The sequence below is a fragment of the Ensifer sp. Root954 genome (genome assembly GCF_001429005.1).
GTDB classification, from domain to species: Bacteria; Pseudomonadota; Alphaproteobacteria; order Rhizobiales; family Rhizobiaceae; genus Ensifer; species Ensifer adhaerens.
The window spans coordinates 302841-326874 of sequence record NZ_LMJM01000023.1 but is presented as its reverse complement, the minus strand read 5'-3'; the positions used below and the strand labels follow the sequence as shown (position 1 = coordinate 326874).

Sequence of the window (24034 nt, the reverse complement as noted above, 5' to 3'; positions counted from 1 at the left end):
TCAGCCGGCGCTGTTGTCCTCGACGGGCGCGTCGGGACCGTTCTTCTTGATCGAGTCGATGGCGTTCTGCGCGCTGGCCTTGGTCTTGTAGCCCTCGGTCGAGAACATCACTTCGCTGTTGTACTTGAAGCGAACACGGAACTCGCCAGCCTTGTCTTTGTAGATTTCGAATTTGTGAGCCATCTTCTCCCTCACACATGTTGGAATCAACGAAACTAGCGTGTCAGTTGCAAGATGACTTGACAAGAGTGCATGCAAATCCGGCGCGCGATCGCCCGCCCAATGGATCAACTGCCTGGAAAAATGTGGCTGGGGCGCCAGGATTCGAACCTGGGAATGCCGGTACCAAAAACCGGTGCCTTACCGCTTGGCGACGCCCCAACGGATTGACGGGACAATACGTCCGCCAAATCGAGCGCCTGATTATCAAAGCTCGCCGCCCGTCACAATCACTAAGTTGGCACTAAGTTGAATTTTCGGCGGATTTGTTGGCGACGACGCCGAAGGGCGCTCGCCGTGGGTACCGGATGTACCCTTCCCTTCGCTGACCGCACCTCCTATTGTCCCGGCAGATGGAGAATTTCATGAGCCAGTTTCGCGCCCGCCCCCCTGCCGTTCCAACCGTACTCGTCGACGACACGGTCGTCAGGATCACCCGTTGGGATTTCGAGCCCGGCGCCGACACCGGTCACCATGTGCACGGGCTCGGCTATGTGGTGGTGCCGATGACCGACTGCCAGCTCCTGCTCGAGGAAGAGGCGGGCAGCCGGCGGGTTGATATCGCCAAGGGTGCCGCCTACCGCCGTGAGGCGGGCATGGCGCACAACGTCGTCAATGCCGGCAAAGAGCCGATGTCGTTCATCGAGATCGAATACAAGTGAAATCCAGGAAGGGACGCATGCAGGGCCCGGACTTCGATCTCGATTTCAAGCCGGCCCATGGCGAGGCCGTGACGGTTGCGGACGATGTGCAGCGCATCACGGTCAACAATCCCGGCCCTTTCACCTTTCACGGAACCAACAGCTATATCGTCGGAAGACGTTCCGTTGCCGTCATCGATCCCGGTCCCGATGACGAGGCGCATTTCCAGGCGCTGATGGCGGCGCTCGCTGGCCGCGAGGTCACCCATATCGCCGTCAGCCACACGCATCGCGACCACTCGCCGCTGGCGCGCCGGCTGAAGGCTGCCACAGGTGCGGTGATCGTCGGCGAAGGCCCGCATCGCTCCGCCCGTCCCTTGCATGCGGGCGAGAGCAATCCTTTCGCCGAGAGTTCCGACATGGAGTTCGTCCCCGATCTCGGGCTTGCCGACGGCGGGCGCATCGAGGGCGACGGCTGGAGCCTGACGGGGCTTACGACGCCCGGCCATACGGCCAACCACATGGCCTTCGCGCTCGATGGCACCGGCATTCTCTTTTCCGCCGACCACGTCATGGCCTGGGCGACGACGATCGTCGCGCCGCCCGATGGCGCCATGGCCGATTACATGGCCTCGCTCGAAAAGCTGCTTTCCCGCGACGAGCATCTCTACCTGCCCGGCCATGGCGGACCTGTGATCGAGCCTGCCTCCTTCCTTCGCGGCCTGCGCGCCCACCGCAAGATGCGCGAGCGTGCCGTGCTCGAACGCATCCGCGCCGGCGACAGCCATATCCCTGACATGGTCAAGGTCATCTATGCGTCCACCGACGTGCGGCTGCATGGGGCGGCGGCACTTTCGGTGCTCGCCCATCTCGAAGACCTGATCGAACAGGGACGGATCGAAACCGATGGCCCGCCCTCGCTTCTCGGCGCCTACCGGCTGGCGCCCGGCGGAGCGGGCTGATCATGCGGCGCGAGGCCTACAGCTATCGCAATGATGCTTCGGTGCCCGCCTTTGCCGACGACAAGCCGGTGATCGTCTTCGACGGCGAATGCATCTTTTGTTCCGGCTGGGTGCGCTTTCTGCTTCGCCACGACCGACGGGCGCAATATCGCTATTTGACAGCACAGTCGCCGCTTGGCCAGGCGCTCTACCGGCACTACGGGCTCGATACCGTCCATTTCGAGAGCAACATGCTGATCGAGGACGGCATCGCCCGCATCAAATCCGACGGATCGATCCGCACGCTTGCGCGGCTGGGTCTGCCGTGGTCGCTCGCCAACATCTGCCGGATCCTGCCCGCTGCCCTTCGCGATCCGCTCTATGATCTCGTGGCGAGAAACCGCTACCGCATCGCCGGCCGCCGCCAGAGCTGCATGGTGCCGACGCCTGAGGAGCGTGGGCGCTTCATCGCATGACGATGGAAGACATGGTCCAAAAACAGAGCCTTTACCGCCAGATCCTCGGCCGGCAATGGAACCACCTGCCCGCGTCGATCCGCGCCCTGCACGACCTATCAGAGGGACATGCCACCTTTCGCGGACGTGCGGTCATCGAGCGCGGCAGCTCGATAGGGGCTCGGCTCGTCGCCTCCATGCTCGGCTTTCCCGGCGCAGGCGCTGACGTCCCTGTTGAAATCCACTTCGCATGCAGCAATGGTCGGGAAGTCTGGACCCGACGCTTCGGTGGGAAAGTCCTGCGCAGCTCGCAACGAAAGGCCGAGAGGCAGAACGAACCACTGCTCGCGGAAGATTTCGGACCGTTCCGTGTCCTGTGCGCGCTTGAGCCCGCCGAAAACCGCCTGCATCTCTTGGTTCGCGCCTGGTCCTTCCTCGGCCTTCCGCTTCCTTTACTGCTTGCGCCGGGTGGCCGGACGTTCGAGGAGGATCGTGACGGCCTGTTTCATTTCCACGTGGAGGTCGCAAGCCCGTTGACCAGCCTGATCGTGCGTTATCGCGGCTGGCTACGGCCAGCGGGCGAGCCGACAGCCGACTTGGGTGGTCGCAAAGCCCTCGTAGACGAATGACGTTTTCTGGCGGGCACTCCGCCGATCAGTCGCCGGCAATGCCCAACAGCTCGGCATCGAGCGCCCGCAGGAATTGATCGGCGAAGGCGGCGCCCATGCCGAGATCATGAGGCCCGTAACGCGAGGCGACGCGCAGGTCGACGAAGGTGGTCTCCGCCTCTTCGCGCAGCCGGATCAATACATCGAAACGAAAACCCGCGATCAGCGTGCGCCACTCGCCCTGCAGCACGACATCGCTGGCGCGGCGCCCTGCAATCGCGCCTTCGAGAGCCATCTCCGGGCGCGCCGCCGGAACGGGTACATTTTCCGGTTCGGCGTTCGTATCCGCGCCCGCATTCGGCCGTACTGCCAGATCCTCCAGATCGGCGCGGGCGTTCTCGACACCAAGTTCTTCGGTGATGCCGACGCGGCTCTGTTCGATGACGTTGCGCACCCCCTGATAGACGCGGTCGAGTGCGCCATCGTAGCGCCGGCCGGTCAGAGCCGGATAGGCGAGGATCTGCGCTTCACGGTCCTGAGGCGTTACCGCCGCCTTGCGCTTCAGCCAGCTCTCTTCCGCCTGCGGCACCTTGAGCCACGGCGGCGGCGTCACCGTATCCGTGCTGACGTCGTAGATTTCCGGGCGGGTCAGATATTGGACGACGCCATAGCCGATAAAGCCGAGCGTCGGCGCGGCGTAGACAAGCGCCGCAGCAGACGCCAGGCCACCAATCGCCGCAACCTGCCACAAGCGCGCCAACCCGACGACGGCAAACAGCACGCCTAACAGCGCAAAGACGCCGGCGACGCCGACAAGGGCGAGGAAATGCGGTGTCGTCAGCGGACCGAAGCGGTGCGCCAGCAGCGAGAGCGCAAAGAGCAGGAACGAGACACGGGCGAAGCGGCGCGCCCAGTGGGCGGCAAAGGAATAGGGGCGCTCGTACCGGACCATCATATAGTTGAATCAATTCCCTGCCGCGAAACAGACCGCATTCTTAGACCATGCCCCGTGCCGAGGGAACAGGCAATGCGGCAGTCCGCCACCGCGCTCCGGGCCTACCTTACAGTTCGCCGCAAAATCGCCATTCTCGTTAACCACCTATCAACACATGGGAATGTGCCCGCGCGCCCGGGATTTAAAGGGCACGCGGAGTTTCAATCGGAGGCAACGGCCAGCGCGCAACATCAAACGAGGGCGCTCGGCAATCGACGGAGAACCGACATGGGCGCATCGCAAGCAGCCGTGGCCATCGCCACCCCCTCTGCCCTTCCGGCCGGAGACGGCGGCATCCCCATGGGGCTCCTTGAGCTCGAACTCTCCCTCGATGGTTTCTCCGGCAACAATGCCGATTTCACCAGCTTCGTGCGCGCGGTTGCTGACAACGTCGGCGGTGAGTTTCTGTTTGCCCTGCCCGCTTCTGATCTGATCGAAGACTGCCGCAGCATTGCCGTGCTCCGTCTGCCTGATGCCGGAGGCGACGCTTCGATCCTGTTTGCCTGCCTCGACGAACAAGGCCGAGCCGTCCGTATCGAACATCCCAGCGACACCACGCGCGACCTCGAGCGCTTCGCCGAATCCTTTGTCGGCGTGCTGGAACGCATGTAGCGGACCTCTCACAGGGACAACTCTAACCATACCCCTGGGCGAGGCCGCCAGCGACGGTGAATGCGTTTTGGCAGCGGATTACGCGCAATCGGACAATCGCGCAGGGATCACACCCCGCCCCCCTCCGGAACAGGCTCACACACACACCCGTCAACGACGGGTGTGAGGTGCCCTCGCCTACAACCGCGACACGACACCGAATTGGCAACGTTCGTTTCGATTCTCGATACAAGTCCCTATATTGATTGTGATTCGAGGCGTTGAGTGGTGTGCCGCTCGATTGCTCACGGCGAGACGCAGACCGGTACGGCCTCACACGATCCGGTTGCGCCCAGGAGGCGCGAGAACCATGATGAAACGACTGTCCATCCTTATCGCAGCCGCGCTTCTCTTGACGGCATGCCAGACGATGACGCCGGAGGAACGGCGCATCGCCGACGGCAACACCTGCGCGTCCTACGGCTTCCGCCGCGGCACCGATGCGTTTGCCACCTGCCTGCAGCGGATCGAGCTCGACCGCCGCGCCGAATCGCGCGCATTCCGCTACCAGAACGACATGATGATGTGGGGCTGGGACCGGCCGGTCATCGTCTCACGACCGGTGATCGTCCAGGCCAGGTAAAGCGGATCATGCCGAGCCAACGCCGCTTGGGCGGCGCTGGCGATAGACGTTACCCCTTGCCGTTGATCGCGGCCTGGGCCGCGGCGAGCCGGGCGATCGGCACGCGGAAGGGTGAACAGGAGACGTAGTCGAGGCCGGCGTCCTCGCAGAAGCGGATCGAGGCCGGATCCCCGCCGTGTTCGCCGCAGATACCGAGTTTCAGACCGTTCTTGGTGCGACGACCACGCTCGGCTGCGATCTGGATCAGTTCGCCGACGCCGTCGAAATCGAGCGAGACAAAGGGGTCCTGCTCGATGATGCCCTTCTGCTGGTAGGTCGCCAGGAACTGCGAGGCGTCGTCGCGCGAGATGCCGAAGGTCGTCTGCGTCAGGTCGTTGGTGCCGAAGGAGAAGAAGTCGGCCGCTTCGGCGATGACGCCGGCGCGCAGGGCTGCACGCGGCAATTCGATCATGGTACCGACGAGATAGTCGATGTCGATACCCGCCTCACCGATCACCTCCTTGGCGACCGCATCGATGCGCGCCTTGACGTAATCGAGCTCTGCCTTGAGGCCGACAAGCGGCACCATGATTTCGGGAACGACGGCCGCTCCGGTCTCGTGCGCCGCTTCAACGGCGGCTTCGAAGATGGCACGCGCCTGCATCTCGGCGATCTCCGGATAGGAGATGGCCAGCCGGCAACCACGGTGGCCGAGCATCGGATTGAATTCGTGCAGTTCATCGACGCGCTGGCGCAGTTCCGACGGATCGAGCGAGAGCGCGCCGGCAACGTCGGCGATCTCCTCGTCGGTCTTCGGCAGGAACTCGTGCAGAGGCGGGTCGAGCAGGCGGATCGTTACCGGAAGGCCGTGCATGATCGAGAACAGCTCGGCGAAATCCGAGCGCTGCATCGGCAGAAGCTTGGCGAGCGCCGAACGGCGACCTTCTTCGTCGTCGGCGAGGATCATTTCGCGCATGACATTGATGCGGTCGTCCTCGAAGAACATGTGTTCCGTGCGGCAGAGGCCGATGCCCTCCGCACCGAAGGAGCGCGCGGCGCGTGCGTCCGCCGGCGTTTCGGCGTTGGTCCTGACGGTCATCCGGCGGGTGGCATCCGCCCAGGCCATGATCTTGCCGAAGTCCCCGGAAAGTTCCGGTTGCAGCATGGCGATCGCGCCCTTCAGCACCTGGCCTGACGAGCCGTCGATGGTGATGACGTCGCCCTTCCTGAGCGTCACGCCTCCGGCGGTCAGCGTTTCGTTGCGAAGGTCGACACGAATGCTGCCGGCGCCGGAAACGCAAGGGGTACCCATGCCGCGGGCAACCACGGCGGCGTGGCTGGTCATGCCGCCGCGGGTCGTCAGAATGCCTTCGGCGGCATGCATGCCGTGGATATCTTCAGGGCTGGTCTCGACGCGGACGAGGATGACCTTGCGGCCTTCCTTGTCGGCCTGCACCGCTTCCTCCGAGGTAAAGACGATCTCGCCCGTCGCAGCCCCCGGCGAGGCCGGAAGGCCCGAGCCGATGATGTCGCGGCGCGCATGTGGATCGATCGTCGGGTGCAGCAGCTGGTCGAGCGAGGCGGGATCGATGCGGGCAACGGCCTCCTGTTCGGAGATCAGCCCCTCCTCCGCCATATCGACCGCGACCTTCAGCGCCGCCTTGGCGGTGCGCTTGCCGGAGCGCGTCTGCAGCATCCAGAGCGTGCCGCGCTCGATGGTGAATTCCAGATCCTGCATATCGCGATAGTGGCGTTCGAGCGTATCGCAGATCGAGCGAAACTCGGCGAAGGCTTCCGGCATCAGCTTTTCGAGCGAGGGCTTGTCGGAGCCGGAGCCAAGGCGCGCCGCTTCGGTAATGTTCTGCGGCGTGCGGATGCCGGCAACGACGTCCTCGCCCTGTGCATTGACCAGAAACTCGCCGTAAAGCTCGTTCTCGCCGGTCGAGGGGTTGCGGGTGAAGGCAACGCCAGTCGCCGACGAATTGCCGAGATTGCCGAAGACCATCGCCTGGACGTTGACGGCGGTGCCCCAGGCGGCGGGGATGGCGTGCAGGTGGCGATAGGTGATCGCCCGCGGGTTCATCCAGCTCGAAAACACGGCGCCGATCGCGCCCCAGAGCTGCACTTCCGGATCCTGCGGAAAGGGTTCGCCCAGCGCTTCCTCGATCGCTTCCTTGTAACGGGCAATGACGCTCTGCCACTCCACCGCCGAAAGCTCGGTATCCTGCTCATGGCCGAGGCGCGCCTTTTCATCCTCGAGGATTTCCTCGAAGACGTCGTGGTCGACGCCCATGACGACGTCGCCATACATCTGGATGAAGCGACGATAGCTGTCCCAGGCAAAACGGGCATCACCGGCGTCATGGCCAAGCGCATGTACCGACTGATCGTTGAGACCGAGGTTGAGAACCGTGTCCATCATGCCGGGCATGGACGCGCGCGCGCCTGAGCGAACCGAAAGCAGCAGCGGACGGGAGGTGTCGCCGAAGACGCGGCCGGTCACCTCTTCCATCCGGCTGATCCCCTCGCGCACCTGGTCGCGCAGGCCATCCGGCATTTGCCTGTCGTTGTCGAAGAAGCTGTTGCAGGCATCGGTGATGATCGTCAGGCCCGGCGGAACCGGCAGGCCGAGGTTGCACATCTCGGCAAGGTTGGCGCCCTTGCCACCCAAGCGCTCACGATCACCCGCACGTCCCTCGGCCTTGCCCCCACCGAAGGTGTAAACCCATTTCGTCATGCCTGCTCTCCACCCAGAAACAGTCTTTAATGACGATTTACAGTATATGCTTCAGGCTGAAAATGCACCCGGCGAAGATTTATGCTGCAGCGCATCATTTTCTGTAACATTGCTACACATCGCGCTTGACCTCCCACAAATCGTGTCGGTGGCTTTAAATAGCAGCCGAAATTCCTGAAAAGGCTGCGCCGGGCGGCCCGATCCGACATTGCCCGCAACATAACAATTATCTAATATACAGATGTGCGATGGGGGTGCATCCAGGAATATCCCGTCATGGCAATCCGTTTCCGTCTCGATGGCTCGGAGGGTCGGTCATGAGGTGGCGTGCAAATCTGACAACCTGGCTCCTTTCGGCGGCGCTAATGGTCCTTTTCACCATGGGAAACGCCTTTGCCGAAGGAAACGGCAAGCGGCTGGCGCTCGTCGTCGGCATGAGCAACTACGTGCTCGCTGGAACGCTGCCCAATGCTTCACGCGATGCAGAAGCCTTCAACACCTTTCTCAAGGACCAGGGCTTCGAAACGAACCTCGTGCTCAACGCCGATCGCCGTGGTCTTGCCGGCGCACTTTCAAACTTCTCGCGCAAGATCGGGCCCGACGATACCGCCCTGTTTTACTACGCCGGCCACGGCATGCAGTTGCACGGCGAGAATTTCCTTGTTGGCACCGATGCCAAGCTCGAAAGCGAGTTCGACGTGCCGGCCGAGACCGTGGCACTGTCCGAGATCATCGGCGCGATGGAAAAACGTGCCCGCATCTCGATGGTCTTCCTCGATGCCTGCCGCAACAATCCGCTCGCCGAGCGGCTGACACGCGAAGTCGAAGGTGCGACCCGCGGTGCGGCGACCCGCGGGCTGGCGCCGATCGAAACGCAGGGCGGCGGCACGCTCGTCGCCTTTGCCGCAGCCCCGGGACAGGTCGCCGCCGACGGCACCGACGGGCATTCGCCCTTTACGCGGGCGCTGATCGCCAATCTCTCGGGCGCCGGCCTCGAAGTCGGCACCGCCTTCAAGCGGGTCGTGCGCGACGTGCGCAAGGAAACGCAAGGCAAGCAGCAGCCGCAGATCCTGTCATCCCTGTCGCTGGAATTCTACTTCGGGCCGGAAACCGCAGCGCCCCAGACGACCCCGGCGGTGCAAACCCCGGCGGTACAGACGGCCATACCGCAGACTGCGGCGGTTCAGCCGGTGCAGCCGGCCCTCACTGTGCCGGCCATGGATCCCGAAGCGCTTGAGGCAGAGAAGGACTTCAAAAAGGCGCTGAAGATCGGAACGGCGCGCATCTGGCACTTCTTCGTCGAAAAACACCGCATCGGCGAATATGCCGACCTCGGACGCCAGGCGCTGGCGCAGATCGAACCCGCCGCCGTGCGCAACCAGTCGCATCTGCCTCAGTCCGTCGAAGCGTGGCTATTGCCGGACAAGGACAAGCGACGAAACGTCCAGGTGGCACTCGCCTCGCGCGGATTTGCGGCGGGCACAGCCGATGGTGTTTTTGGTGGACAGACGCGCGAAGCGATCAAGCGGTTCCAGAGCACCAACCAGCAGCCAGCAAGCGGCTTCATCACAGAGCGCACGGCAGAAGCCCTCGGCATCAAAGTCAATGACAGAGCCGAGGGCATATACAGCTCTTCGAAGGCCCGACGCTATGATGTTGCCAACCTCGAGGGTCTGGAAACCGATCAAACCGTCCTGCGGGCGCTGACCTGCCTGCGCCACTTCGAAACCGTATATGGCGTGTTCGAAGGGCACCTCTATGTCGCAGTGCGGACGGGAATAATTTTGGCCGTTTATGCGCGGGGGATCGCCGGCGGTTGCGGAGCGCACCTCGCGTCGATTTCGTCTCAAGAGGAGAACGCCTTCGTCGCATCGCTTTTCAACGCCGATCAGACCTTTTTCAACACCGGCTACGACCCCTCAGGCAATGTCAGCTACAAGATGGGGCCCTGGATCGGCCTGACGCAGGACCCACAGGGCAAGGAGCCCAGAGGCGGCTGGCGTTGGGACACCGGCGCGCCCCTGACCTACACGAAATGGTTCCAGGATATGCCGAACGAAGGCAAGAAGGGCGACGATATCGGCATGTACTACGCCCATCGCAACGGCAGAGCCGACACGAAATCCGTCTACGTCGATAGCTGGGACGATATGGGGCCAACCGATGGAACGGGCGGTCTGATCCTCGAATTCGAGTGACCGCTTGGGGCAATTCAACACCTGCACGGCTGAGTCAATCATAAGCAGGAGGCAAGGTCATGAACTGGCGTGTGAAGCTGCTATGGCTGGTTCTTTGCGCTGTGATCGTGCCCTTCACCACAGGGAATGCCCCCGCCGAAGGCAATGGCAAACGACTGGCGCTCGTCATCGGCATGAGCAACTATGTGCTTGCGGGAACCCTGCCTAACGCCTCGCGCGACGCTGAAGCGTTCAATGTCTTTCTCAAAGGCCAGGGTTTTGAAACCGACTTGATCCTCAACGCCGATCGCCGTGGTCTTGCCGGCGCACTTTCAAACTTCTCGCGCAAGATCGGGCCTGACGATGTCGCCCTGTTCTACTACGCCGGTCACGGCATGCAGTTGCGCGGCGAGAACTTCCTCGTCGGCACCGACGCACGGCTCGAGAGCGAGTTTGACGTTCCGGCAGAAACCATGCCGCTGTCGGAGATCATGAACGCGCTGGAACAACGCGCGAAAATCTCCCTGATCTTCCTCGACGCCTGCCGCAACAATCCGCTCGCAGACAGACTCAATCGTGACGTGGCGGGGACAAGCCGCGGCGGCGCCACCAGAGGTCTGGCACCGATCGAGACACAGGGCGCCGGCACGCTCGTTGCCTTTGCTGCGGCGCCCGGACAGGTGGCGGCTGACGGAACCGACGGGCATTCGCCCTTCACCCGGGCGCTGATAGCCAACCTCTCCGGCCCAGGGATCGAAATCGGCACCGCCTTCAAGCGCGTGATCCGTGAGGTGCGCTCGGCAACGGGCGGCAAACAGTCGCCGCAGATCCTCTCCTCTCTCGATCTGGAATTCTACCTCGACGGCAGCGCCACGCTTGAAGCGCCCCGACCCTCGAAAGTTGACAACGTCGATATCACCGCGCTCGACTTCAACAAGGCGATGCGCGTGGACACGGCCAGGACCTGGAAACGCTTCATCGCCAAACATGGCGAGAGCAGCTACGCCGACGCGGCGCGTCAATCCATTCAGCGGCTCGGCAAAAGCGACGACTTCAGATCATCCCTGGCTGCGATGGCACAGGAACAGAAGATGCTCGATAGCAAGGACAAGCGCGCAGCCGCGCAACAGGCCCTGCAGAGCAAGGGCTTTGACACGGGCGCGACGGACGGCGCCTTCGGTGGCCAGACACGCAGGGCGGTCACGGCATTTCAGGCGGCCCGCGGGCTAAAGCAATCCGGATTTATTGATCAGGAAACCGGAGCGAGCCTGGGTCTCACCTTTGCCCGCATCGATCAGGACATTCTCTCGGCTACCAGCGCACGCCGCTATGACGCCACCGATCTCGAGGGACTGGAGGACGAACCGGTGATCGCCATGGTGCGGTGTCTTTCGCCTCTACCACTGACCTACGGCACCTTTGCCAGACACCTCTATGCAGCGGTCTATGACGGGCAGCAAGTCGGTTGGCAGGAAGCGAAGGCGATCGTCGAGCGCTGCGGCGGTCACCTTGCCACGATCGATTCCAGCGATGAAAATACGTTCGTCGCCTCACTCGTGAATACGGATGACCGGTTCTTCAGCAGTTCGTTCGAAGGCGGCGAGCACCGGCGGGTCGGGCCATGGCTCGGGCTCTCCAACGAGAACGGCAGTGCCGAAGGGTGGAGATGGACGACGGGCGCTGCCGTCACCTTCGGCAGGTGGTTCAGGCGGCCGCCGGAAAAGGCTGGGGCGGCAACGCTTTACGCAGCCTATCGAGCAAACAAAGTCCCCCTCGCCGCCTACATCGACACCTGGGAAGCGCGCGACCCATCGCGGCCGGTATCCGGTTTCATCGCCGAATTTGAGTGAATCAGACGACTTCGCGCAGGCGTTCCGCCGTCTGCAGGTCAACGGAGACGAGCTGGGATACGCCCTGCTCGGCCATGGTCACGCCGAACAGGCGGTTCATGCGGGCCATGGTGATCGGGTTGTGGGTGATGATGATGAAGCGTGTCTCGGTCGACGCCGCCATTTCGTCCATCAGGTTGCAGTAGCGCTCGACATTGTGGTCGTCGAGCGGTGCATCCACTTCGTCCAGCACACAGATTGGCGCGGGATTGGTCAGGAACACGGCGAAGATCAATGCCATCGCCGTCAGCGCCTGCTCGCCGCCGGAAAGCAACGTCATGGTCTGTGGCTTCTTGCCCGGCGGGCGGGCGAGAATTTCAAGGCCGGCCTCCAGCGGATCGTCGCTCTCGATCAGTTGCAGCTCGGCCGTGCCCCCCCCGAAGAGGTGGGTGAACAGCCGCTGGAACTGTACGTTGACGACGTCGAATGCGGCGATCAGGCGCTCGCGGCCCTCGCGGTTCAGGTTCTGGATGGCGCTCCTGAGCTTGCGGATCGCCTCGATGACGTCGTCGCGCTCTCTGAGCAGCAGGGCGAGCTTTTCTGAAAGCTCCTTCTGTTCTTCTTCGGCCCGCAGGTTGACGGCGCCAAGCCGCTCGCGCTCGATCTTCAGCCGTTCGAGCTCGCGCTCGATGTTGCGCATGTCCGGCAGTGCCTCGTCGACGGCAAGCCCCGTCAATCGCATGACCTCGTGCGGCGCGCAGGAGAGCGCTTCCTGAATGCGGGCCTCGATCTCGACGCGACGTTCGCGGGCGGAGACCAGCCGCTCTTCGGCGCGGCCGCGCTTTTCGCGCGATTCCGCCAGTTCGGAGAGCGCGGTTGCCGCCAACCGGTCCGCCTCGCGCTGACGGTTTTCAGCCTCGGCGAGCAGATCGGCCGCTTCGCGTCGGGCCGCTTCCGCCTTCTGCAACTCGTTCATCAGCGCCCGGCGCTTGTCCTCGAACTCGTCGGGCGCATCGATCAGCTCTTCGACCTCGTCGCGGGCTTCTGCCTCGCGGTCGCGCAGGGTCGCGATGTGCTCATCGGCGCTCGCCGCGCGCGCCTTCCAGGTCTGTCGTTCATTGGCAATCGCCGCGATGCGCCGCTGACGCGCCTCGTTCTCGCGCGCCAGGCCATCATGGGCGGCACGGGCCTCGGCGACGGCGGCACGATCGGCTGCGACATCGGCCGTCTGGGTGCGCAGCGTCAGTTCCAGTTCGGAGAGATCGGGCGCATCGGCGAGCGCGTCGTTGGCCGTCTCGATCTGCTCGGCCACCTCTTCGACCTGCGACTCGATCTGGCTGCGCGATTCGGCAAGCACCGCGCGGCGGCGGGCAAGGTCGCCCGAGGCGCGTTCAGCGGCGGCGAGCGCGTCGCGGGCTTCGCCGAGCTGTCGGGTGATCATGCGCTGCGCGTCGCGGGCAAGCCGCAGCCGCTCGTCCTCGGCGCGGATGCGACTGCCCGCAGAGGCAAGTTCGGCCTCCGCGAGGCGCAGCGCCTCAGCGGCGCCGTCGGCCTCGGTATCGAGTTCGGCCAACCGGTTCTTCTGCGCCAGCCGCAATGCGGCAGCACTTGGCGCCTCGGAGCCGGTCACGTGGCCGTCCCAGCGCCAGACGGAGCCCTGCTTGGTGACAAGGCTCTGGCCGGGTTTCAGCAGGGGCAGCAGCCGCTCGGCTTCCGCCTCGCTTGCGACGATGCCGATCTGCTTCAGGGCGCGGGTCAGCGCGTCGGGCGCCTTTACATGGGCAATCAGCGGGCTCACGCCTTCCGGCAATTCGCCGTCCCCGACATGATCCCCCGGCGCGCGCCAATGGGCCGGCGCGTCGGTTTCGAGCGGCGAGTCGAGATCGTCGCCAAGGGCCGCGCCCAATGCGGTCTCGAAGCCCCGGTCGACCTTCATCTCCTCGACGACGGCGGGATAGGCGCCACCGGCCACCGCCTCCAGCATGCGCCGGATGGTGCGTGCCTCGGTCTCGATGCCGTTCAGCGTCGCGCGCGTCCGATCGACGGGCTGACGCGCCTCGACCTCCATGCGCCGCGCTTCAGCGAGGCTTTCCTCGATCGCGAGCACATTGCTTTCGGCTTCTTCCAGCGCAGCTTCTGCGACCTCGACCTGACCCTGCTTTTCGTGCGGATCGGGAAGGGCCGCCATCTGGCGGTCGAGTTCATCGAGATCGCGCGACTGGTCGCCAAGTTGGCGGGCAAGACGTGCCTGGCGCTCCGACAGGTCGCGCAGCGTGCGCTCCAGCTGGTTGCGGCCGGCCTGTGCCTCGGCGCGTTCCGCCGTTAGACGCGCCAAAAGCGCCTCGCTGCCGGCGAGCTTTTCGTTTGCGTCTTCGAGGCGCTCGCGCGCTTCCGTCGCACGGTCGTCGGCCTCGGCAAGCATGTCGCTGAGTTCGGCTTCCTCTTCGTCGAGACGCGAAAGAATGCCGGCATTGTCAACGACAAGGCGCTCCTCGCGGGCGATATCCTCGGCAAGCTGCGCCAGCCGGCGCTGCAACTCGTCGCGGCGCCTGAGGATGCGGCCGGCATCCTCTTCGAGCTGTGAGCGGGCAATCTGCAGACGCTGGAGGGCGGCGGCGAACTTCGCTTCGTTTTCGCGCAGCTCCGGCAGCTTCAGGCTGGCGATCGCCTGGTCCTTGGCCGCCTGCATCTGCTGCTGCGCCTTTTCCGCGACCAGCGCAGTCACCTGGTTGAGCTGGCTCGTCGCCTCGCCCTCCGCCTCCTTGGCCTGCACCCAGCGAATATGGAACAGGATCGCCTCGTGCTTGCGGATATCGGCCGAGAGCATTTTGAAGCGGTTGGCCTGGCGCGCTTGGCGCTTGAGGCTCTCGATCTGGCTTTCGAGCTGCGAGGTGACGTCGTCGAGACGCTCGAGATTGGTCTCGGCGGCACGCAGACGCAGCTCCGCTTCGTGGCGGCGAGAGTGCAGGCCGGAGATGCCGGCCGCCTCTTCCAGGAGCTGGCGACGGGCCTGCGGCTTGGCGGCGATCAGTTCGCCGATGCGCCCTTGCCCGACCATCGACGGCGAGCGTGCACCAGTCGACGCGTCGGCGAAGAGAAGCTGTACATCCTTGGCGCGCACTTCCTTGCCGTTGATGCGGTAGACCGAGCCCTGCTCGCGCTCGATGCGGCGGCTGACCTGGATCTCGTCGCTGTCGTTGAAGGCAGCGGGTGCCGTGCGGTCGCTGTTGTCGAGATAGAGGCCGACCTCGGCCGTGTTACGCGCGGGACGATTGCCGGATCCGGAAAAGATCACGTCGTCCATGCCGGAAGCGCGCATGTTCTTGTAGGAGTTCTCCCCCATCACCCAGCGCAAGGCTTCGACGAGGTTCGACTTGCCGCAACCGTTCGGTCCGACGACACCGGTCAATCCGCGCTCGATGATGAATTCGGTCGGTTCGACGAAGGACTTGAAGCCGAGCAGGCGAAGCTTGTTGAACTTCATGGAGCGGACGCTGGGGCTACGAGGTCCCCCCCTCTACCATCAGCCCAGACAAGAAAAACGGGCGCACAGCTGCTGCCGTCGCCCGTTTTCAGGAAAAGCGAAGGATCAGAGCTTGCTGTCGATGAGGGCCGACATAACGTCAACCGACATGTCCCCCGAATAGTGCTCGCCATTGACAAAGAAGGTCGGCGTCGACTGAACCCCGAATTCCTTGGCGCCCCGTTGCATAACAGTGTTCACATCATCCAGAAGTTTTTGGTTCGTCAAGCAGGCCTCGAAGCTCTCCTGTGTAAAACCAGCGAGTTTGGACATCTGCAGCAGAGCGTCGCGACCATTCTGGGCTGCGGCCCACTGCTGCTGTTGCTTGAACAGCATCGAGATCATCGGGAAGTACTGGCCTTCCGGAGCGCAGCGCGCCAGCATGAAGGCGGCCGCCGCGCGCGGATCGAACGGGAATTCGCGCAGCACGAAGCGGACCTTGCCGCTGTCGACATACTTGGTCTTGATCGCCTCGAAGGTGTTGTTGTGAAAGGCGGCGCAGTGCGGGCAGGTCATCGACATGTATTCGACGATCGTCACCGGCGCGTTGGCGTCGCCGATCGCCATTTCCGGCAGGGCGCCCGGTTCCATCAGCTTGGCGACGTCGACGGACCCTTCCGACGAGGGGAGCTCGACCTTGACGGGAGCAGCCGTCGTCTGGGCGACTTCGGTGCCGGCAGAGGGCTTGGCTTCGGTGGTGGCCGGGGTCGCGGTCGTCGATGCAGTCGTGGTCGCGTCCGTTGCCGGCTTGGTTTCAGCCTTGGCGGCTTCGGTGGTCTCGGCCGGTGCGGTGGAGGCCGTTTCCTTCTTTTCGTCGCTGCAGGCAGCAAGCACCAGGGCGACAGTTGCGACGGCGGCACCGCTGAGCAGGCGCTTGGTAAGGTTCATTGCGGAAGCGGACATGATTTGACCCGTGTTCGGAGGGAATTGCAGTGCGGATTCGATATCTTGCCCCGCGCAGGGCGGCAAGTGGCGCGGCGTCAACAGAATTCAAAGAATTGTGACCGAGCGATGGCTGCCCAAAAGCGCATCGCGATCTTTCCGATTCGCTGCTTGCGCTTTAAGCCTCTGGTTTTCGCGTCTCGTAGTCGCGAAAACCGCTGCATAGTTTTGCGCGCCGTGCCTTAGCGGCGCCGGGGATTGAGCACGGCGGTCCCCAGCCGACGCAAGGCCGCCTTCAGCTCCTCGCTTTCGATGCCTTCGACCATGGTCTCGAGCCGCCGTGCAGGTTCACCGGTCAGCGGCTTGGGCTTGCCACGGTGTTTCGGCTGCTGGGAGACGGGCTTTTGAACGATGCGCAGCTGCCCGATCGCATAGAAGCCGAAGAAGCCGTTAATGCGCTGGATCAATTCGCCCTGGGCGTGGGTCAAAAACAGGGCGCGCGCGCCCTCGCAGGCAACCGTCAGGACGCCCGGCTGATGGCCGCCCTCGCCCATGATCTCGGAGGCCCGGCGCGGCCAGGCGATCTTTTCGGGCCGCGTGCAATCGGCAAAGTCCTCGCCGGCGATTTCGTCCCAGGAGCCGAGCAGCATGGTGTTGATGCCTGCCCGCTTGGCGAGCACCGGGTCGATCAGGCCGTTCGCGACTTCGCTGATCTGGACGACGCCCTTCCGGGTCTTCTGCTCGCTCACGTATGGACTTTCTGTAGGCAATGTCGATTGAGCCTTGATGCCGCGGCTCCGCTTCGCCAAGTATAGGCCGGAAACGGAACTCCCGGCAAATCATGCACGATACGATACCGGCGGCGGACGCCGCACCCCTGCTTTTGGAATGGTACGACAGGCACCATCGCGACCTGCCCTGGCGGGTTTCGCCGCCGATGGCGCGCCGAGGCATCGTCGCCGATCCCTACCATGTCTGGCTTTCCGAAGTGATGCTGCAGCAGACGACGGTGCAGGCGGTAAAAGCCTATTTCGAAAAGTTCCTGTCACTGTGGCCGACCGTCGAGGACCTTGCGCGCGCCGAGAATGAGGACGTGATGAAGGCATGGGCCGGGCTCGGCTATTATGCGCGCGCCCGCAACCTGAAGAAATGCGCCGAGGCCGTCGCGAACGATCATGGCGGCCGCTTTCCCGACACGGAGGATGGGCTGAAGTCCCTTCCCGGCATCGGCGACTATACCGCCGCCGCGGTCGCGGCGATCGCCTTCAATCGCAGAAGCGCCGTGCTCGACGGCAATGTCGAGCGGGTGATTTCCCGCCTCTATGCAATCGAAACGCCGCTGCCGGCGGCAAAGCCCGAGATGCGGGCCCGCGTCGCCGCGCTCACCCCTGAGAGCAGGCCGGGTGATTTCGCCCAGGCGATGATGGATCTCGGCGCGACGATCTGCACGCCGAAACGGCCCGCCTGCTCGCTCTGTCCCTTCCGCGCCCACTGTCGCGCGCTTGCCGTCGCAGACCCGGAAACCTTTCCGCGCAAAGCGCAGAAGAAGGACAAGCCGCTTCGGCGCGGCGCCGCCTTCGTCGCGATCGACGCCGACAACGCGGTCTATCTGCGCAAGCGGGCCGAGACGGGCCTGCTTGGCGGCATGACCGAAGTGCCCGGCACTGACTGGACGTCGCGGCAGGACGGCGACACTTCGCTTGCCTCGCAGCCCTTTGCAGCGGCCTGGGAAGATTGCGGCACCATCAGCCACGTGTTCACGCATTTCGAGTTGCGTCTCTCCGTCTACCGCGCCAATGTCGCGCGCGCCGGAACGCAGGGCAACGGCTGGTGGGAGCCAGTTCACTCGCTGAGTGCCCAGGCGCTGCCGACGGTGATGAAGAAGGCGATCGCCCAAGCGATCCCGCATGCCTTCAAGGCGGAACGCTAGCGCGGTACGGGGCCACCCGTCCCGCTCCAACTCCGAAAGTTCAAGCAGGGAATACGTTCATGAGCAGCATCGACATCCGCCACATCGTCTTCGACATCGGCAAGGTGCTGATCCACTACGACCCCAACCTGCCCTATAGCCGCCTCATCCCCGACGAGGCCGAGCGCGAATGGTTCTTTGCCAATGTCTGCACTCACGACTGGAACATCGAGCAGGACCGCGGCCGTTCCTGGGAAGAGGCGGAAGCGCTGCTGATCAAGGACTTTCCCGAGCGTGAAGAACAGATCCGCGCCTTCCGCAAATATTGGCAGGAGATGGTGCCGCACGCCTATGTGGAGACGGTGTCGCTCCTGGAGCGACTGATCGCCGAAGGACGCGACGTGACGATGCTGACCAACTTCGCCTCCGACACGTTCCGCGAGGCGCAGGTCCTTTATCCCTTCCTGACGCTGCCACGCGGCGTCACCGTTTCGGGCGACGTCAAGCTGATCAAGCCCGATATCGCCATCTATGAGACGCACACGCGGACCTTCGATCTCGACCCATCGGCCACCCTCTTCATCGACGACAGCATTCCCAACGTCGAAGCCGCGCGGCTTGCCGGCTGGCATGCGGTGCATTTCGTCGATCCGGAAAAGCTGAAGGCCGATCTCGCCGGCTACGGCATTCATCCGTAGGCTGAAACTGCCGGTCGAGGATGGTTCCTGCTCGTGGCGGCACGATTCCGCCACGAATCATATTTACTACCTGCGATTGCGTAATCGCAGAGGTAATATATGAATAGTTTAGAATTTTCAGTAATTCCAGACGGCGCCGCCAAGGACGCCTTCATCGACGAGCTCTACGCGACGACCGAGGCCAGCTTTCGCGACGAGGTGCCTCCGGAAGAGTTTGGAGAACGGTTTTCAGATACCCGTTTCGTCGTCGCCAGACGCGATGCCAAACTGGCGGGCTGGCTCAGCCTTCGGCCGCCGACTGAAGGCGACGACAAGAGAGTGGCCGATCGAGGCTGGCACGCCATGCCGTCGCACGACCTGCACGACGCCGAAATTCTCGCGCGGCTCATTCGGCTTGCAGCCGTAGAGGCCGGTTCAGAAGGCATCATCTGGCACTCCCGAAAAACCGCCCTCAACCAGCAGGTCGTCGAAATGACCGGCGCGACCGCGCTTCGGGATCTGTTCAGGACCTGGCAGGCGTCACCCAAGCGCTGGCCGGCCGCAATCGCAAAACCCAAGGACGGTGCCGTCGTTTACGCCGTCCAGGCGCCTCTTCCAGAAAATCTCCTCGCAAAGTTCGTGGACTTCCTCACACGCGCGGGGATACCGGACTGCAGTGAAGAAACCTGCACCACGACCTGGGACGCGGACTCCGTCGCCCAACGTATCGCTGACTGGGATGAGGGCGGGCTGCTGATGCAGTGGCTGGAACATCACGACCTCGTGGTCGCCGAGGCCTACGCCTTTGTCTGGAGCGATGAAATGATGATCCACATCACCGAACACCATGCCCCGTCTTGCGGGCTGATTGCCCTGGTTGCCGCACTGCTTCAGCGCATACCCGCGGCCTATCCCGATATCAGGGTCGCCACCGTCGAGTTACAGGAAGACGAAAGAGCACGCCTCGAGCCTGTGCTCGCCAGTTGCGGCTTCGAGGATAAGGGCGCCCGAACCCTCTACCACTTGCGCCCACAGGGAACGCCGGCTCTCTAAAGGCGGCGTATCCTCCATTCGGCGCGCGGCGGCGGCACGGGTCGCCGCCGCCCATTGTCAGGGCCTGGCCGCGATGAAGCCCCATGCCAGCCAGGCCGCAATGACTGCGGCCACGAACCAGATGCTCAGGATCGCGAGGAGGCCGCTGCGGCTGGACGGGCGTCCTTCCAATGCCGCCGCCCGCTCTCGGAATTCTTCCATCAGCGCTGGCGGCACCAGACGTACGGCCAAGAGGATGCCGAGCGGAACGAGAATAAGATCATCGAGGTAGCCGAGTATCGGAATGAAATCGGGGATCAGGTCAACCGGCGAAAGTGCGTAGGCCGCCACAGTGCCGGCAACGAATTTCGCCGAAAACGGCGTTCGACGATCTCGCGCGGCGAACCAGAGCGCAACGACGTCGCGTTTGATTTGCCGCGCCCATTGCTTCACGCGCTGGAGACGATCGGGCACGGCCATGCGGTTAACACTCTTGTTCGGATGAAGTTGCTCTGTCCGAACCCTATGAGCGGATGCGAAGATTGGCAATCGACCTCAGGGCCCTGCCGGGCGCTTCAAACGCTCCGTCGGATGGCCCAAACATACAAATGCCCGGAATCCTCACATTGAGGATTCCGGGCATTTAAAGCTCTCTTTCCGGGACTGAAGGTACAAAATCCGGTTAGAGCGCTTTTCGAAGGATCCGGCGGAACTGGTTGATCAGTTCAGTTTTGCCAGATCATTTCGAATGACGCTTCTGAGTTCGTCGATGGGCTTCAGGGTGTTCCCCTCTTCGAAGTGCCAGAATGTCCATCCGTTGCAGGCATCAAGCCCCTGGACCTTGGCGCCCAGGCGATGAATTGAACCGGCCTCGCCGCCGGAGGCGACCGTGCCGTCGGCACGAACGATCGCGCTGTAGCGGCGCTTGGCGTCCGTCAGAACCGTGCCGGGCTTGATCAGCCCGCTTTCGATCAGCGTGTTGAAGGCGACGCGCGGCTCGGCCTTCTTGCCGGTCATGACCGAGAGCATCGCCTTGCCGAGCGGTTCGACCGCGTCGATGCGTGCCGATGCCGCGTCGATGTAATCCTGCTCGCGCTCAATGCCGACGAAGTGGCGGCCGAGGCGTTTGGCGACGGCACCGGTCGTGCCGGAACCGAAGAAGGGATCGAGAATGACGTCGCCCGGCTTGGTCGAAGCCATCATGATACGGGCGAGCAGCGCTTCCGGCTTCTGGGTCGGATGCACCTTCTTGCCGTCATCACCTTTCAGGCGCTCGTGACCGGAGCAGATCGGGAACAGCCAATCGGAGCGCATCTGCACGTCGTCATTGGCCGCCTTCATCGCATCGTAGTTGAAGGTGTAGCCCTTGGCATTGGCATTCGGCGTCGCCCAGATCAGCGTCTCATGAGCGTTCTGGAACCGCCGACCCTTGAAATTCGGCATCGGGTTGGTCTTGCGCCAGATGATGTCGTTGAGGATCCAGAAGTGCAGATCCTGCAGGATGGCGCCGACGCGGAAGATGTTGTGGTACGAGCCGATGACCCAGAGGGTGCCGGTCGGCTTCAGCACGCGGCGGCAGGCCAGCAGCCAGGCACGGGTGAAGGCGTCGTAAGCTTCGAACGACGCGAACTGGTCCCATTCGTCGTCGACGGCGTCGACCACCGACTGATCGGGACGGGTCAGCATGCCGCCGAGCTGGAGGTTGTAGGGCGGGTCGGCGAAAACGACGTCGACCGAATTGTCGGGAAGCGCATTGAGCGCCGCAACGCAGTCACCCTTGATGATGCTGTCGAGCCAGCCCAACGGACGGGTGGAACGGGAGACTTCGGCAAGCGAAACAACTGAAGACATGGACAACTCGCAAATACGCTTACTCGGAACGGATCATGGAGCGTATGGTTACCGAAGATGGTTACCAAAGCCTGAAGGCCGTTTCGAAAAAGTGCGTAGTCGCGCTATGTTAGAGAGGTCTTCTGGAGTGGACAGGAAAGGCGGGAACGGGCGTTCACCCGCCTCCCGCCGCCCCGTTCAAGCGTCGCGGACGCCGTTTCACCGGGCGTCGTGAAAGGCGCGGCTGTCTGAGGGGGCCTCATGGCGCTCGTTCAGCCCGTAGTCGCGGATCACGGAGGCGATGCGCAGGCGGTAATCGGCAAAGACGCCGTGGCGCCCCGCATCCTGGGCGGCACGATGTTCGGCGCCGTTCCGCCAGGCCTTCACCGCCTCCTCGTCGCGCCAGAAAGACAGGGACAACACCTTGTCGGGATTGGCCAGACTCTGGAACCGCTCGATCGAGATGAAGCCATCGATGTCGTCGAGCAGCGGACGCAGGTCGGCGGCAATGCCGAGATAGGCGTCACGCCGGCCCTCGGCCGGTAGGACTTCGAAGATGACGGCAATCATGTTTCACTTTCCTCCGATGGGCATCGAGACGTTCTTCAGGAAAATACGATCCTCCTTCAGGATAAACCGCTCGCGGCGGGAGAAGGCATAATTTTCCCGGCCGAGCGGATCGGCGGCAAGCCGGGCGCGATAGGCCTCGTAGGCCGCGAGGCTCTCGATGTTGTAAACGCCGTAAGCCGTCGTCGCAGATCCCTCATGCGGACCGAAATAGCCGATGAGATCGGCGCCGCAACGCGGGATGACCTCGCCCCAGTTGCGCGAATAGGTGGCGAACTCGTCCTTCTTGAAGGGATCGATTTCGTAGCGGATGAAACAGGTGATCATCATCATCTCCAGGTCTTTTGGGGCCTTTCGCCCGGTCTTCGATGAAGTGACTATGCCCGCTTGAAGTGCGAGAATGCTTCGATTACGATCGAAGTATGAAGGAAGGCCCAGACATCGCTCTCATCGGATCGCTGATCGGCGATCCCGCCCGCGCCAACATGCTGACGGCGCTGATGGGGGGTAGTGCGCTGACCGCAACCGAGCTTGCCACCCATGCTGGCATCACGCTGCAGACCGCCAGTTCCCACCTGGCCAAGCTCGAGGCCGGCGGTCTGCTCAGCCAGCGCAAGCAAGGCCGTCACCGATATTTTCAGCTGGCAGAAGACGAAGTCGGGCTGATGCTCGAGAACCTGATGGGCTTTGCCGCCAGCCGCGGCATGAACCGGCACCGCCCCGGGCCGAAGGATCCGGCGCTGAGAAAAGCGCGCGTCTGCTACAATCACTTGGCCGGCGACTATGGCGTGCGCATGTATGACAGCCTGATTGCCGAAAAGCAGATCGAAGTCACCGGCGACGACCTGGCGCTGACGCCCGACGGGCAGAACCGGATCGAGGCGCTCGGCATCGACTATGCGGCGCTGAAAAAATCCCGCCGCCCGATCTGCCGCACCTGCCTCGACTGGAGCGAGCGCCGCTCGCATCTGGCCGGTTCGCTTGGCGAAGCGCTGCTGACGCTATTCATCGACAAGGGCTGGGCGAAGCGCGAGGCGAACAGCCGCGCCATCCGCTTCACCGCCAATGGCGAGAAGGCTTTCTCCGAGCTGTTTCCGCAGTAGCTGCTGCCAGCAAAACCACTCTAGCCGACGATGGAAAAGGCCTCGCGGGTTTCGCCCGCGGCGGTCCTGACCGGCGTCTTGCCGATCCAGCCCACATGGCGTTCGAGGATCTTTGCCGCCTCGTCGCCTCGGCCTTCGCGCAAGGCGGCGAGGATCGCGCGGTGATCGTGGTCGGTGCGTGCCTCCCAGCTCGTGCGCCAGGCGGAAAACAGGAAGCGGGCGCTCGCTGCATGCAGATCATCGATCGCCGCCAGCAGCCGCGGCATGCCGCAGGGTTCGAGGATCAGCCGATGGAAGGCGCGGTTTGCCGCCTCCCAGGAGCGCACGTCGCGCGAAGTATCGGCGGCGGCCGTGGCCATCTCGGCCCGATCGAGGATCGCCGGCGTCAGATGCGGGATGGCATGGCGAAGCGCCAGAACCTCCAGCACCGCGCGCATTTCGGCGACCTCCCTCACCTCCTTCAGGTCGAAGGAGGCGACGCGAACGCCGCGGCGCGGTTCGCTGACGGCAAGGCCCTGGGCCTCCAGCCGTCGAAAGGCTTCGCGAACGGGAACGTGGCTCGCGCCGAATTCCTCGGCGATATGGTCCTGCCGCAAGCGCTCCCCGGGCATCAGCATACCGGAGATGATCCGCTCGGCCAGGGCCTTGCTGATGCGACTTGCGAGCGTGTCGTCCTGCTGCTTTTCCATCCCCTACT

At 63.5% G+C, this 24034-nt stretch carries 23 protein-coding genes and 1 tRNA gene; 12 read left to right on the top strand and 12 right to left on the bottom strand.

Annotated features, from left to right (window positions below):
- Positions 1-183, bottom strand: coding sequence for a YegP family protein (locus ASE71_RS15595; RefSeq protein WP_034801332.1), 183 nt, complete (start codon positions 181-183; stop codon positions 1-3).
- Between the two features lie 123 nt (positions 184-306).
- Positions 307-381 (bottom strand) — tRNA-Gln (locus ASE71_RS15590).
- A gap of 203 nt (positions 382-584) precedes the next feature.
- On the opposite strand from ASE71_RS15590, the gene ASE71_RS15585 reads away from it, so the two are divergent.
- Genes ASE71_RS15585 through ASE71_RS15570 form a run of 4 tightly spaced genes read left to right on the top strand, consistent with a single transcriptional unit; the run spans position 585 to position 2885 of the window.
- A complete protein-coding gene (locus ASE71_RS15585) occupies positions 585-881 on the top strand; it encodes a cupin domain-containing protein (protein ID WP_060516279.1) in 297 nt (98 codons plus the stop codon).
- A 17-nt stretch (positions 882-898) separates the two neighbouring features.
- Positions 899-1822 carry an MBL fold metallo-hydrolase gene (locus tag ASE71_RS15580; RefSeq protein WP_060516280.1) on the top strand — a complete coding sequence of 308 codons (924 nt, stop codon included), beginning with the start codon at positions 899-901 and terminating at the stop codon, positions 1820-1822.
- A gap of 2 nt (positions 1823-1824) precedes the next feature.
- The gene (locus ASE71_RS15575) at positions 1825-2277 is read left to right on the top strand and encodes a thiol-disulfide oxidoreductase DCC family protein (protein WP_060516281.1); all 453 of its coding nucleotides are present in this window, start codon (positions 1825-1827) and stop codon (positions 2275-2277) included.
- Positions 2274-2885 carry a DUF4166 domain-containing protein gene (locus tag ASE71_RS15570; RefSeq protein WP_060649568.1) on the top strand — a complete coding sequence of 204 codons (612 nt, stop codon included), beginning with the start codon at positions 2274-2276 and terminating at the stop codon, positions 2883-2885. The genes ASE71_RS15575 and ASE71_RS15570 overlap by 4 nt, the downstream gene beginning before the upstream one ends.
- A gap of 25 nt (positions 2886-2910) precedes the next feature.
- Here the strand turns inward: ASE71_RS15570 and ASE71_RS15565 are convergent, their stop codons facing one another.
- Positions 2911-3819 (bottom strand): DUF1499 domain-containing protein, encoded by a 909-nt coding sequence (locus tag ASE71_RS15565; RefSeq protein ID WP_060516283.1) that lies wholly within the window; start codon positions 3817-3819, stop codon positions 2911-2913.
- Between the two features lie 267 nt (positions 3820-4086).
- Between ASE71_RS15565 and ASE71_RS15560 the strand changes: the two genes are divergently transcribed.
- Together ASE71_RS15560 and ASE71_RS15555 are read left to right on the top strand one after the other, a co-directional pair.
- Positions 4087-4470, top strand: a complete 384-nt coding sequence (locus ASE71_RS15560; RefSeq protein WP_060516284.1) for a hypothetical protein — start codon at positions 4087-4089, stop codon at positions 4468-4470.
- Positions 4471-4819: 349 nt separating this feature from the next.
- Positions 4820-5092 carry a hypothetical protein gene (locus ASE71_RS15555; protein WP_034801317.1) on the top strand — a complete coding sequence of 91 codons (273 nt, stop codon included), beginning with the start codon at positions 4820-4822 and terminating at the stop codon, positions 5090-5092.
- Positions 5093-5141: 49 nt separating this feature from the next.
- Here the strand turns inward: ASE71_RS15555 and ppdK are convergent, their stop codons facing one another.
- Positions 5142-7808 carry a pyruvate, phosphate dikinase gene (gene ppdK, locus ASE71_RS15550; RefSeq protein ID WP_034801313.1) on the bottom strand — a complete coding sequence of 889 codons (2667 nt, stop codon included), beginning with the start codon at positions 7806-7808 and terminating at the stop codon, positions 5142-5144.
- A 317-nt stretch (positions 7809-8125) separates the two neighbouring features.
- Here ppdK and ASE71_RS15545 point away from each other — a divergent pair, with 317 nt between their 5' ends.
- Both ASE71_RS15545 and ASE71_RS15540 read left to right on the top strand, forming a co-directional pair.
- Positions 8126-10006, top strand: a complete 1881-nt coding sequence (locus tag ASE71_RS15545; RefSeq protein WP_060539199.1) for a caspase family protein — start codon at positions 8126-8128, stop codon at positions 10004-10006.
- 59 nt (positions 10007-10065) lie between these two features.
- Complete coding sequence (locus ASE71_RS15540) at positions 10066-11835, top strand: caspase family protein (protein ID WP_060516286.1); 1770 nt, start codon at positions 10066-10068, stop codon at positions 11833-11835.
- 1 nt (position 11836) lies between these two features.
- Here the strand turns inward: ASE71_RS15540 and ASE71_RS15535 are convergent, their stop codons facing one another.
- From ASE71_RS15535 to ASE71_RS15525, 3 genes are all read right to left on the bottom strand, one after another.
- A complete protein-coding gene (locus ASE71_RS15535) occupies positions 11837-15298 on the bottom strand; it encodes a chromosome segregation SMC family protein (RefSeq protein WP_060516287.1) in 3462 nt (1153 codons plus the stop codon).
- Between the two features lie 105 nt (positions 15299-15403).
- A complete protein-coding gene (locus ASE71_RS15530) occupies positions 15404-16240 on the bottom strand; it encodes a DsbA family protein (RefSeq protein ID WP_060516288.1) in 837 nt (278 codons plus the stop codon).
- Between the two features lie 221 nt (positions 16241-16461).
- Positions 16462-16968 carry a DUF721 domain-containing protein gene (locus ASE71_RS15525; RefSeq protein ID WP_060516289.1) on the bottom strand — a complete coding sequence of 169 codons (507 nt, stop codon included), beginning with the start codon at positions 16966-16968 and terminating at the stop codon, positions 16462-16464.
- Between the two features lie 92 nt (positions 16969-17060).
- Between ASE71_RS15525 and mutY the strand changes: the two genes are divergently transcribed.
- The 3 genes from mutY to ASE71_RS15510 all read left to right on the top strand — a co-directional run bounded on the left by mutY (position 17061) and on the right by ASE71_RS15510 (position 19858).
- Positions 17061-18149 (top strand): A/G-specific adenine glycosylase, encoded by a 1089-nt coding sequence (gene mutY, locus ASE71_RS15520; protein ID WP_060516290.1) that lies wholly within the window; start codon positions 17061-17063, stop codon positions 18147-18149.
- A 59-nt stretch (positions 18150-18208) separates the two neighbouring features.
- The gene (locus ASE71_RS15515; RefSeq protein ID WP_060516291.1) at positions 18209-18826 is read left to right on the top strand and encodes an HAD family hydrolase; all 618 of its coding nucleotides are present in this window, start codon (positions 18209-18211) and stop codon (positions 18824-18826) included.
- Between the two features lie 99 nt (positions 18827-18925).
- On the top strand, positions 18926-19858 hold the full coding sequence (locus ASE71_RS15510; RefSeq protein WP_060516292.1) for a hypothetical protein: 933 nt from the start codon (positions 18926-18928) through the stop codon (positions 19856-19858).
- A gap of 57 nt (positions 19859-19915) precedes the next feature.
- Here the strand turns inward: ASE71_RS15510 and ASE71_RS15505 are convergent, their stop codons facing one another.
- The 4 genes from ASE71_RS15505 to ASE71_RS15490 form a co-directional block, all read right to left on the bottom strand.
- Complete coding sequence (locus ASE71_RS15505) at positions 19916-20317, bottom strand: YkvA family protein (RefSeq protein WP_060516293.1); 402 nt, start codon at positions 20315-20317, stop codon at positions 19916-19918.
- Between the two features lie 240 nt (positions 20318-20557).
- Complete coding sequence (locus tag ASE71_RS15500) at positions 20558-21688, bottom strand: site-specific DNA-methyltransferase (protein ID WP_034801293.1); 1131 nt, start codon at positions 21686-21688, stop codon at positions 20558-20560.
- Between the two features lie 198 nt (positions 21689-21886).
- On the bottom strand, positions 21887-22237 hold the full coding sequence (locus ASE71_RS15495; protein ID WP_034801289.1) for an antibiotic biosynthesis monooxygenase family protein: 351 nt from the start codon (positions 22235-22237) through the stop codon (positions 21887-21889).
- Positions 22238-22240: 3 nt separating this feature from the next.
- Positions 22241-22561, bottom strand: a complete 321-nt coding sequence (locus ASE71_RS15490; RefSeq protein ID WP_060516551.1) for an NIPSNAP family protein — start codon at positions 22559-22561, stop codon at positions 22241-22243.
- Between the two features lie 95 nt (positions 22562-22656).
- Here ASE71_RS15490 and ASE71_RS15485 point away from each other — a divergent pair, with 95 nt between their 5' ends.
- Entirely contained in the window at positions 22657-23337 is a 681-nt protein-coding gene (locus ASE71_RS15485; protein WP_060516294.1) for an ArsR/SmtB family transcription factor, read from the top strand.
- Positions 23338-23357: 20 nt separating this feature from the next.
- Here ASE71_RS15485 and ASE71_RS15480 read toward each other — a convergent pair whose 3' ends face one another.
- Positions 23358-24026 (bottom strand): GntR family transcriptional regulator, encoded by a 669-nt coding sequence (locus ASE71_RS15480; RefSeq protein WP_034801282.1) that lies wholly within the window; start codon positions 24024-24026, stop codon positions 23358-23360.
- Between the last annotated feature and the right edge of the window lie 8 nt (positions 24027-24034).

Bases quoted from the DNA above. Each gene is read 5' to 3' on its own strand.
- ASE71_RS15595 (WP_034801332.1), bottom strand. From the start codon at position 183: ATGGCTCACAAATTCGAAATCTACAAAGACAAGGCTGGCGAGTTCCGT.
- ASE71_RS15585 (WP_060516279.1), top strand. From the start codon at position 585: ATGAGCCAGTTTCGCGCCCGCCCCCCTGCCGTTCCAACCGTACTCGTC.
- ASE71_RS15580 (WP_060516280.1), top strand. From the start codon at position 899: ATGCAGGGCCCGGACTTCGATCTCGATTTCAAGCCGGCCCATGGCGAG.
- ASE71_RS15575 (WP_060516281.1), top strand. From the start codon at position 1,825: ATGCGGCGCGAGGCCTACAGCTATCGCAATGATGCTTCGGTGCCCGCC.
- ASE71_RS15570 (WP_060649568.1), top strand. From the start codon at position 2,274: ATGACGATGGAAGACATGGTCCAAAAACAGAGCCTTTACCGCCAGATC.
- ASE71_RS15565 (WP_060516283.1), bottom strand. From the start codon at position 3,819: ATGATGGTCCGGTACGAGCGCCCCTATTCCTTTGCCGCCCACTGGGCG.
- ASE71_RS15560 (WP_060516284.1), top strand. From the start codon at position 4,087: ATGGGCGCATCGCAAGCAGCCGTGGCCATCGCCACCCCCTCTGCCCTT.
- ASE71_RS15555 (WP_034801317.1), top strand. From the start codon at position 4,820: ATGATGAAACGACTGTCCATCCTTATCGCAGCCGCGCTTCTCTTGACG.
- ppdK (WP_034801313.1), bottom strand. From the start codon at position 7,808: ATGACGAAATGGGTTTACACCTTCGGTGGGGGCAAGGCCGAGGGACGT.
- ASE71_RS15545 (WP_060539199.1), top strand. From the start codon at position 8,126: ATGAGGTGGCGTGCAAATCTGACAACCTGGCTCCTTTCGGCGGCGCTA.
- ASE71_RS15540 (WP_060516286.1), top strand. From the start codon at position 10,066: ATGAACTGGCGTGTGAAGCTGCTATGGCTGGTTCTTTGCGCTGTGATC.
- ASE71_RS15535 (WP_060516287.1), bottom strand. From the start codon at position 15,298: ATGAAGTTCAACAAGCTTCGCCTGCTCGGCTTCAAGTCCTTCGTCGAA.
- ASE71_RS15530 (WP_060516288.1), bottom strand. From the start codon at position 16,240: ATGTCCGCTTCCGCAATGAACCTTACCAAGCGCCTGCTCAGCGGTGCC.
- mutY (WP_060516290.1), top strand. From the start codon at position 17,061: ATGCACGATACGATACCGGCGGCGGACGCCGCACCCCTGCTTTTGGAA.
- ASE71_RS15515 (WP_060516291.1), top strand. From the start codon at position 18,209: ATGAGCAGCATCGACATCCGCCACATCGTCTTCGACATCGGCAAGGTG.
- ASE71_RS15510 (WP_060516292.1), top strand. From the start codon at position 18,926: ATGAATAGTTTAGAATTTTCAGTAATTCCAGACGGCGCCGCCAAGGAC.
- ASE71_RS15505 (WP_060516293.1), bottom strand. From the start codon at position 20,317: ATGGCCGTGCCCGATCGTCTCCAGCGCGTGAAGCAATGGGCGCGGCAA.
- ASE71_RS15500 (WP_034801293.1), bottom strand. From the start codon at position 21,688: ATGTCTTCAGTTGTTTCGCTTGCCGAAGTCTCCCGTTCCACCCGTCCG.
- ASE71_RS15495 (WP_034801289.1), bottom strand. From the start codon at position 22,237: ATGATTGCCGTCATCTTCGAAGTCCTACCGGCCGAGGGCCGGCGTGAC.
- ASE71_RS15490 (WP_060516551.1), bottom strand. From the start codon at position 22,561: ATGATCACCTGTTTCATCCGCTACGAAATCGATCCCTTCAAGAAGGAC.
- ASE71_RS15485 (WP_060516294.1), top strand. From the start codon at position 22,657: ATGAAGGAAGGCCCAGACATCGCTCTCATCGGATCGCTGATCGGCGAT.
- ASE71_RS15480 (WP_034801282.1), bottom strand. From the start codon at position 24,026: ATGGAAAAGCAGCAGGACGACACGCTCGCAAGTCGCATCAGCAAGGCC.